Source organism: Streptomyces sp. NPDC050610, from assembly GCF_040654875.1.
Taxonomy (GTDB): domain Bacteria; phylum Actinomycetota; class Actinomycetes; order Streptomycetales; family Streptomycetaceae; genus Streptomyces.
The window spans coordinates 144301-152681 of record NZ_JBFAIV010000021.1 but is presented as its reverse complement, the minus strand read 5'-3'; the positions used below and the strand labels follow the sequence as shown (position 1 = coordinate 152681).

General features: G+C 74.3%; 8 protein-coding genes and 1 pseudogene. 5 read left to right on the top strand and 4 right to left on the bottom strand.

The features are described from left to right. Positions 1 to 353, top strand: a pseudogene (locus tag AB0I22_RS25115) (DNA polymerase III subunit alpha); the annotation flags it as partial. Positions 354 to 511: 158 nt separating this feature from the next. On the opposite strand, the gene AB0I22_RS25110 reads toward AB0I22_RS25115, so the two are convergent. Then, positions 512 to 688, bottom strand: coding sequence for a hypothetical protein (locus AB0I22_RS25110; protein WP_363133143.1), 177 nt, complete (start codon positions 686 to 688; stop codon positions 512 to 514). Between the two features lie 254 nt (positions 689 to 942). Here AB0I22_RS25110 and AB0I22_RS25105 point away from each other — a divergent pair, with 254 nt between their 5' ends. The 4 genes from AB0I22_RS25105 to AB0I22_RS25090 all read left to right on the top strand — a co-directional run bounded on the left by AB0I22_RS25105 (position 943) and on the right by AB0I22_RS25090 (position 5140). Further along, entirely contained in the window at positions 943 to 2226 is a 1284-nt protein-coding gene (locus tag AB0I22_RS25105) for an NYN domain-containing protein (RefSeq protein ID WP_363133142.1), read from the top strand. Positions 2227 to 2503: 277 nt separating this feature from the next. Continuing rightward, positions 2504 to 3475, top strand: coding sequence for an ABC transporter ATP-binding protein (locus AB0I22_RS25100; protein WP_363133149.1), 972 nt, complete (start codon positions 2504 to 2506; stop codon positions 3473 to 3475). Positions 3476 to 3611: 136 nt separating this feature from the next. Continuing rightward, on the top strand, positions 3612 to 4451 hold the full coding sequence (locus AB0I22_RS25095; protein ID WP_363133141.1) for an ABC transporter permease: 840 nt from the start codon (positions 3612 to 3614) through the stop codon (positions 4449 to 4451). A gap of 59 nt (positions 4452 to 4510) precedes the next feature. Beyond that, positions 4511 to 5140, top strand: coding sequence for an ABC transporter permease (locus AB0I22_RS25090; RefSeq protein ID WP_363133140.1), 630 nt, complete (start codon positions 4511 to 4513; stop codon positions 5138 to 5140). A 283-nt stretch (positions 5141 to 5423) separates the two neighbouring features. Here AB0I22_RS25090 and ybaK read toward each other — a convergent pair whose 3' ends face one another. The 3 genes from ybaK to AB0I22_RS25075 form a co-directional block, all read right to left on the bottom strand. Continuing rightward, complete coding sequence (gene ybaK / locus AB0I22_RS25085; RefSeq protein WP_363133139.1) at positions 5424 to 5921, bottom strand: Cys-tRNA(Pro) deacylase; 498 nt, start codon at positions 5919 to 5921, stop codon at positions 5424 to 5426. Positions 5922 to 5987: 66 nt separating this feature from the next. Beyond that, the gene (locus AB0I22_RS25080) at positions 5988 to 6728 is read right to left on the bottom strand and encodes an LON peptidase substrate-binding domain-containing protein (RefSeq protein ID WP_363133138.1); all 741 of its coding nucleotides are present in this window, start codon (positions 6726 to 6728) and stop codon (positions 5988 to 5990) included. 44 nt (positions 6729 to 6772) lie between these two features. After that, positions 6773 to 8374, bottom strand: coding sequence for an oxidoreductase (locus tag AB0I22_RS25075; protein WP_363133137.1), 1602 nt, complete (start codon positions 8372 to 8374; stop codon positions 6773 to 6775). Between the last annotated feature and the right edge of the window lie 7 nt (positions 8375 to 8381).

The following is an 8381-nucleotide window of genomic DNA, read 5'->3' as shown; positions in this document are numbered from 1 at the left end:
TCGTCTCCACCCAGCTCGTCGAGGACACCGTCGTCTTCGTCAAGGGCCGCCTCGACAAGCGCGAGGACGTCCCGCGCCTCGTCGCCATGGAGATGATGGTCCCCGACCTCTCGAACGCCGGGACCAACGCACCCGTGCTCATCACCATCCCCACGGTGAAGGTCACCCCGCCGCTCGTGGAGAAGCTCGGCCAGGTGCTCAGCCACCACCGCGGCTCCACAGAGGTGCGGATCAAGCTCCTGGGCGCGCGCAAGAACACCGTCCTGCGGCTCGACCGGCACCGCGTCAACCCGGACCCCGCGCTCTTCGGCGATCTCAAGGTGCTGCTGGGCCCGGCCTGCCTGGCCGGATAACCCGCGGTCTGCCCGGCCGAAAGCCTGTATATCTCGCGGGCGGCCGGATCGCGTGGGACAGAACCGGATCACGCGGGACAGAATCAGTCCAGAAATAGGACAGAAATAAGGGGCGCACCCGATACCGGGTGCGCCCCTCGTACGCTCAGTGCGTCCGGTCAGTTGTGGCCGAACCGCCGCTCTCGCCCCTTGTGAGCCATGTTCGACGGGCTGGCCTGGGTCTGCATCTGCTCGGACTGAGCCTCCATGGAGGTGTTCTTCGACTCCTCCGCGCCGCGCTCCGCCGCACTCCGCGCCTGGTGCTTGTTGCGGTCGCGGTTCTTGTGCTTGCTCATCGTCATGCCTCCAGTCGGGGTCGCCCCCCGAAAACACGGTGGCATGACCCGTACCGCACCGCATTTCGGGCAATTACCGTGAGTGAACCGATTAATTGCGCAGCACACATGATTTCCGCCACGCCGATGATCGAGTTCCCGCTGATAACCCCGGCACGGTCGGGCAGACTCGAAGGAAAGCCGAAGGAAAAGTCCGGGGCACAGCTGTACCGGGGGGCGACCGAACGTCTGGACTCCAGGAAAGAGGGTGGAACGTGGACCGCTGCGTCGTCCTGGTGGACGCCGGCTATCTGCTGGGCGCCGCCGCGAGCCTGCTGGCCGGGGAGCCGGCGCGATCACGCATCACCGTCGACCACGCGACCCTCATCCAGGGGCTGCGGGAACGCGCGGAGGCGGAGACCGAACAGCCCCTCCTGCGCATCTACTGGTTCGACGGCGCTCCCGACCGGGTGCCGCAGCCCGAACACCGGCGGCTGCGCGTCATGCCGCGCGTCACGGTGCGGCTGGGGGCCCTGACCCGCAGCGACGGGCGCTGGGCGCAGAAGGGGGTGGACGCCGCGATGCACGCCGAGCTCACCGAGCTCGCCCGCAACCGTGCCTGCTCCGACATCGTGCTCGTCACCGGCGACGGCGACCTGCTGCCCGGCCTGATGTCCGCCAAGGAGCACGGCGTCGCCGTCCACCTGTGGGCCTTGCAGGCCGCCGACGGCGACTACAACCAGTCCGAGGACCTCGTCGCCGAGGCGGACGAGCGACGCGTCCTGGACCGCACGTGGATCACCAGGGCCGTACGGACCAAGGAGCTCAGCGGGGCCTGCGCGCCGCCGCCCGTGCCCCGCCCGGAGATCGCCGCCATCCTCTCCGCGCCGCTGCCCGAGACGGCCGCCGCCGCTGCCGCCGTCTCCGGCAACGGCACGGTCGAGCGGACGCCCCAGCGCAACGGCGCGGGCCCCCCGTCCGGCCCCGCCGACGACGACCCACGGTCGCGGCCCGACCCGGCCACGGCCGCCGAGCCGGCGGGCGGCAAGGGCGTGCCCACCCCCAAGGACCTCGCCGGCCTCGGCCCGGGACGCGTCTCCGGCTCCCCGCCGGTCCAGCACCCGGTGCCCAGCGCCACCCTGCGCTGGTCCTCCGACAAGGGCTGGGTCGAGCGGGGCTCCGGTCCGAGCGGCGGCGAGCCGTCCGAGACCGCGTCCCTGCCGACGCTCGCGCAGCTCACCAGCGCCGAGCAGCGCTGGGCCGACCGGGAAGAGGACATCACCACCGTCGGCGGCGACCCCTTCGAGGTCGGCCAGGTCTTCGCGCGGCGCTGGACGGAGCGACTCTCCGACGCCGCCCACATGCAGCTGATCTCCACCGAATATCCCCGCATCCCGCACCGCATCGACGGGGAGCTGCTGCGCTACGCCGCCCGTTTCGGCCTCCTGGCGCACAAGGACGACCAGATCGACGAGCACGACCGCTACGCGATCCGCGCCGGATTCTGGCGCGAGCTCGACTCCCGCACGGCCGCCGAGCACTCCCCGGCGGGGGAGTGAGAGCCCCCGGCCGGGCGGCTTGACCAACGTTCGGCCCGCTCGGCCCGGCCGCTCCGGCAGCGGGAGCCGGGTGCGGCGCGCGTACGGGCCCGCGTACGGGCGCGGCCCGCGGGCGGACTCGTGGGCATGGCCGGGGGCGGGCGGAAGCCGGGAGGCGGCGCGGCGCGGGCGGACCCGCGGACGGGCGGGGGCGCACGGGCGCGTACCCTCGTAGCTCGTGAGGACGGGCGCGAGAGTGCCGGAGCGGAGCTCCGGCGGCGAGGTGACGGGCGACGCGGTGTGCACCGTGCGCGGCCTGGTCAAGACCTATCCCGCCGCACGCGGCCGCCGCGGCAGGGCCGGCGCCCCCGCCGTACGGGCCAGCGACGGCGTCGACCTCGATGTGCGGCGCGGCGAGATCTTCGGGCTGCTCGGCCCCAACGGCGCCGGGAAGTCCACCCTCGTCCGGCAGCTCACCGGCCTGCTGCGGCCCGACGGCGGCAGCGTCGAACTCCTCGGACACGACCTGGTCCGCCACCCCGAGCGCGCCTCCCGGCTGATCGGCTACCTCGGCCAGGAGTCCAGCGCGCTGGACGAGCTGACCGTCTCCCTCGCCGCCGAGACCACCGGCCGGCTGCGCGGCCTGGACCTGCGCACGGCCCGCGCCGAGCGCGACGCGGTCCTCGACGAACTGGGGCTCGCCCCCATCGCCGGCCGCCCGCTGAAGAAGCTCTCCGGCGGCCAGCGCCGGCTCGCCTGCTTCGCCGCGGCACTGGTGGGGGAGCGCCCCGTGCTCGTCCTCGACGAGCCCACCACCGGCATGGACCCGGTCGCCCGCCGGGCCGTCTGGGCCGCCGTCGACCGCCGCCGCGCCGAGCACGGCGCGACCGTGCTGCTCGTGACCCACAACGTCATCGAGGCCGAGACCGTACTCGACCGGGTCGCCGTGCTGGAGCGCGGCCGGATCATCGCCTGCGACACGCCCGCCGGGCTCAAGGCGCTCGTCGCCGACGAGGTGCGGGTGGAGCTGGTGTGGCGCGACGCGCCGCCGCTGGACGTACCGGAGGTGGCCGCGCTGCGCGACGGCGCGACCGAGGCGGGCCGCCGCTGGACGCTGCGGCTCGGCCCGGCCGAGGCCCGTGCCGCCGTCGCCGCCGTGACCGGCGGCCCCGCCTTCTCGGCCCTCGACGACTTCACGCTCGCCACACCCAGCCTGGAGGACGTGTACCTGGCCCTCGGCGGCCGGGCGGAGGGGCTGGTGAAGGGGTGAGCCGCGAGGCGGCGCGCGGGGGCCCGGGGGCATCCGGGGAAGAGGTACGGCGGAGGCCGGGGACATCCGAGGCAGAGGTACGGCGGCGGCCGGGCGCCGCCGCCGAGCGGTCCGTAGCGAAGGGGAGCAGCGCAACGTGAGTGCCGTGTCCGCCGAGGCGGTGACCGGAGGCGTCCGGACCGAACCCGAGGCCGAGCCCCATCCGTGGGGCGGCGGCGGGGCCGCTCCGCTCGCGCCCCGGGCCCGGCTGCTGCCGTCGCTCGCGGCCGTGTACCGGGCGCAGCTCTCGCGGGCGCGGGTGGCGCGCATCCCGCTGCTGTTCGTGGCCACCTTCCAGTCGGTCGGGATCATGATCCTGATGCGCGGGGTGGTCGACGGCGGCGACGAGGCGCGCGCCGTGGTGGCGGGCTCCAGCGTGCTGGTCGTCGCGTTCGTCGCGCTCAACCTGCTCGCCCAGTACTTCGGTCAGCTGCGGGCCAGCGGCGGCCTCGACCACTACGCCACGCTGCCGGTGCCCCCGGCCGCCGTGGTGCTCGGCGCGGCCGGCGCGTACGCGTCCTTCACGGTGCCCGGCACGGCCGTCACGGCGGTCGTCGGCAGTGTGCTGTTCAAGCTGCCGCTGACCCATCTGTGGGTGCTCGTCGCCGTGATCCCGCTCGCCGGAGCGGCGCTCGCGGGGCTCGGCGCCGCGCTCGGGCTGCTCGCCCCGCGCCAGGAACTGGCCACTCTGTGCGGGCAGTTGGGCATGTCGGCGGCGCTGCTGCTCGGTGTGCTGCCGGCCGCGCACCTGCCCGCCGTGCTCGGTCTCGCGCGCGACCTGCTGCCGTCCACCTACGGCGTGGAGGCGCTCGCCCGCTGCTTCGACGCGAGCCCCGACTGGCTCGCGGTCGGCGCGGACCTGGGGGTCTGCGCGGGGGTCGGCGTGGTGTCGCTGGCCGTCGCGACCTGGGCGTACCGCCGGGCGGCCGTCCGATGACGCGCCGGGGGACCCGTCCTGCTGCCGACCGTACGTCGCCGACCTGGCACGATGGCGGGGTGACCGCACCGTTGACGCCGCACGAGCAGCCGCCCGAACAGCCCCCGGCCGGGGGCGCGCACCCTTCCGCGCAGCAGGAGCCGACGGACCCGGGGACGGCCCGCGAGCTGCGGCAGGCGGCGGTCGTCGCGGTGGCCGTGGCCGTGGCCGGGGTGCTGCTGGGGCTGCTGTGGCTCTGGCTCGCGCCGCGCATACCGCTGATCTCCGACGACCGGGCCGTCTACCTCAAGGACCCCGAGGGCGAGCAGGCGATCGGCATGGACGGCACCTTCGTCCTGCTGGCGCTCGGCTTCGGCGTGCTCAGCGCGGCCGTCGTCTTCTGGCTCCGCCGCCGCGGCGGCATCGCCCTGGTCGTCGGGCTCGCGGTCGGCGGGCTGCTCGCCTCCGTGATCGCCTGGCGGTTGGGCGTCTGGCTCGGCCCCGAGACCGACATCGTCGCCGCCGCCCGTTCGGCCGGCAAGGGCGTGGCCTTCGACGCGCCCCTCAAGCTCAGCGCGATGGGCACGCTGCTGGCTTGGCCGTTCGTGGCGATGGTCGTGCATCTGGTGCTGACCGCGCTGTTCGGCCCCCGCGACCCCGAGCCCGAACCGCAGTGGCCCGCACCGGCGCCGTTCCAGGACGGCCGCTGACACGCTGCGGCCCCTTACGAAACGGCCGTCGGCACGCGTCCACCAGGCCGGCCCGAGCGCCGGGCCGGCCCCGAGGCGGTGCCTCGCACGCGGTGCCTACGCGGGGCGCTTCCCGTGGTTCGACTTGTTCTTCTTGATCCGCCAGCGGCGCTTGCGGGTGCGCTTGGACATGAGCGGCCCTCCCTGAGCGGGCGCCCGTGCGGCGGCCCGCCCCTCGGTCCTAGCCGAACGGACCGCACCGGTCCAGAGGAACCGCAGGTTCAGGGCCTGAGGCCCTCGGCGTTCAAGCGCGCGCGATCGGCGCGACCACCGCGCCCGTGAGCGCCGCCAGATCGGCCGGCGCCAGTTCGACCTCCAGGCCCCGGCGCCCCGCCGAGACGCAGATCGTGGAGTACCCGTTCGCGGAGGCGTCCAGCGCCGTCGGCAGCTTCTTGCGCTGCCCCAGCGGCGAGATGCCGCCCCGCACGTAACCGGTGGTCCGCTCGGCCGCCGCCGGGTCGGCCATCGCCGCGCGCTTGCCGCCCACCGCCGAGGCCAGCGCCTTGAGGTCCAGCGAGCCGGAGACCGGCACCACGGCCACCGTCAGCGCCCCGTCCACCTCGGCCACGAGGGTCTTGAAGACCTGGCCCGGGTCGACGCCGAGCGCCTGCGCGGCCTCCTCGCCGTAGGACGCGGCGGCGGGGTCGTGCTCGTACGCGTGCAGGGTGAAGGGGGTGCCGGTGGCGGTGAGGGCGACGGTGGCGGGCGTGCCGCCGGACTGCTGCTTCTTGGACTTCTTCACCGGGGCTCTCCGGGGTTCTCCGCAGTCGGTCTCTGCGGTAGGGGGCGCTGCTGCGGCGCCGCGCCGTCAGTTCGGGCTGGTCGGCCGGCGTGTCAGCTCCACGGCGGGCACCGACGGGAGCTTACCGATCACCGCCGCCTCCGCGCGCAGCACCTTCAGCTCCTCCGCCAGCCGCGACGCGGTGTCCGGGGCCTGGAGCAGCCGCTGCTTGGTCGGGGTGTCCAGCACCGCCGCGGCCGCGACCAGATACGACAGCACCGCCGGTTCGTCCGGCAGGTCCGTCTCGCCCGACAGGGACCGCTCGCGCGCTCCGGCCAGCCGCTTCTGGTACGTGCGGAAGGCCCGTACGACACCGGAGGCGAGCGCTCCGGCCCCGTCGCCCTGCTCCTCCTCGACCTCCTCGACCTCACCCATCAGATACGAGCCGCTCGTGTCGACGGACAGCAGCCGGAACCGGGTGGTGCCGGTGGCCAGGACCTCGTACGAGCCGTCCTCGCGCTCCCGGATGGTGGCGGCGTCCGCCGCGCAGCCCACCGAGTAGAAGGCGGTCATCGGGTCGGCGCCGAACCCGGCGCCCGGGCCGCGCTCCAGCCGGCCCGTCTCGTCCGGCAGGCCCGGAGCGCTGAACGCCACCTCGCGGCCGTCGCGGATGGCGACGACCCCGAAGCGGCGCGGCTCCTCCTCCGGGAGCTCCGAAAGGTCGCGCATCAGCGCGCGGTACCGCTGCTCGAAGACGTTCAGGGGCATCACGAGGCCCGGGAACAGCACCGAGTTCAACGGGAAGAGCGGAAGGCGCGCGGTGGTCACAGCCCGCAAGCCTAATAGCCGCCGGAGGAATCCCGTCCGCCGTTTCACTGGCGGCGGAGCAAGCGGGTCGCTCCGGCGGCCACCGTGGTGGCGAGTATCCAGCCGAGCAGGATGAGGGCGGTGGCCGCCCATTGGGCGACGCCGAGCGGCCTCCAGTACGTGTCCTGGCCCAGGTCGATGACGGGGAGCAGCAGGTCCAGGGCGTACAGCGGCGCGTTCCAGTGCGGGGCCTGGCCGCGGACCAGGGCGGCCGGCGGATTCAGCGAGAAGTACAGCGCGCCGAGAGCCCACAGCACGCCCATCCACACCAGGGCGCGGCCCGGCTTGTAGCCGTAGGCCACCGTCCAGTCCTGGAGGTAGCCCCACGCCTTCCCGGCGAGCGGCAGCGTCTCCCGGCGGCGGCGCTGCTTGGCGAGCAGCGCCTCCCGCGCGTCCGCGTCCTCGCCGCTGCTGCGCAGCGCCCCGGCCAGCTGCTCGTACGGCTCCGGCGCGTACTCCGGGGTCGCGGCCGCCACCCACTCCAGCCGCCGGGACAGCGGGAAGTGGCCGTGCGGGATCAGGGTCTCGTAGGCGAACCCGGCCATCACCAGGCCGCCCGGCCCCGGCCAGCTCGACGCCCGGTCGATGAGATTGCCGACCTTGGCGCCGGACAGGACGACCCGCCCGCGCTGCTGGGCCTCGCCGAGGAAGCGCAGCTCGGGCGTCTGGATGCGGCGCAGCGACAGCTCCTGCTCGGTCTCCATGACGAACCGCGCCTGGCTGAAGTCGATCGCGTCGCCGAACCGCCCGTCGTCGAGCCGCACCCCGCCCTGGCATTCGAACGGCTGCATGCGCGTACCGCGCTCGGGGGTGACGGGGATGCCGTACGGCGGGGTGGTGCCGCTGCTGAAGGGCGATGCGCCGGTCAGCCCCGCCGCCGTCATGTAGAGGGTCCGCTCGACGGTCAGCTGCGGGGCGTTGAGCGCGCGTCGGCCGAACGGGTTGTTGAGCCGGGAGCCGCGGAAGCTCAGCGAGACGCCGATCTTCGCGCCGCGCAGGCTCAGCTCGCCGTACGACTCCATCATCTCGGCCTGGAGGTCCTGCGCGACGGTCAGCCCGTCCGCGGCGATGGACCGGTCGTGCCGGTCCTTGTGCACGGTGAGCTGGTTGAGCAGCAGGTCCGTGCCGATGTGCGCGTCGGTGAGGCGGATGCCGTTCTCCACCGTGCAGCGCGGCAGGTGCAGATCGCCCTCCGTGGTGAGCCGCGCCGCCTCCAGCCGGGGTATCGAGCAGCCGATGAGGCGCAGCGTGGTGAACCGCGACTCGGGCAGCAGGACCTGCTCCTCGAACCGGCAGTTCTGCATCTCGACGTACGGGACGACCGTGCCGCCGGAGATGTTCAGCACCCCGCTGATCTGCGCCCCTATCAGCTTCAGCGAGGAGACCCGGCCCGGCTGGGCGGGCGGGCCGTTGAGCATGAGCAGCGCGACGACCCGCGCCCGCACCGTGCGCTCGGGGCCCCAGGTGTGCGGGCCCGTCGGATCGTTCTGCTCGGGGTGGGGGGTGCGCAGGTCGTGCGTGCTGCCGTTGCGGAACGCCTGCCACATGCCCCATTCGGCCGTGGTGAGTTCAAGACCGGCGGGCGGCTCGCTGGGCGGCTCGGACATGGCCACA

Coding starts and splice junctions, on each gene's coding strand:
- AB0I22_RS25110 (WP_363133143.1), bottom strand. CDS start 688: ATGAGCAAGCACAAGAACCGCGACCGCAACAAGCACCAGGCGCGGAGT.
- AB0I22_RS25075 (WP_363133137.1), bottom strand. CDS start 8,374: ATGTCCGAGCCGCCCAGCGAGCCGCCCGCCGGTCTTGAACTCACCACG.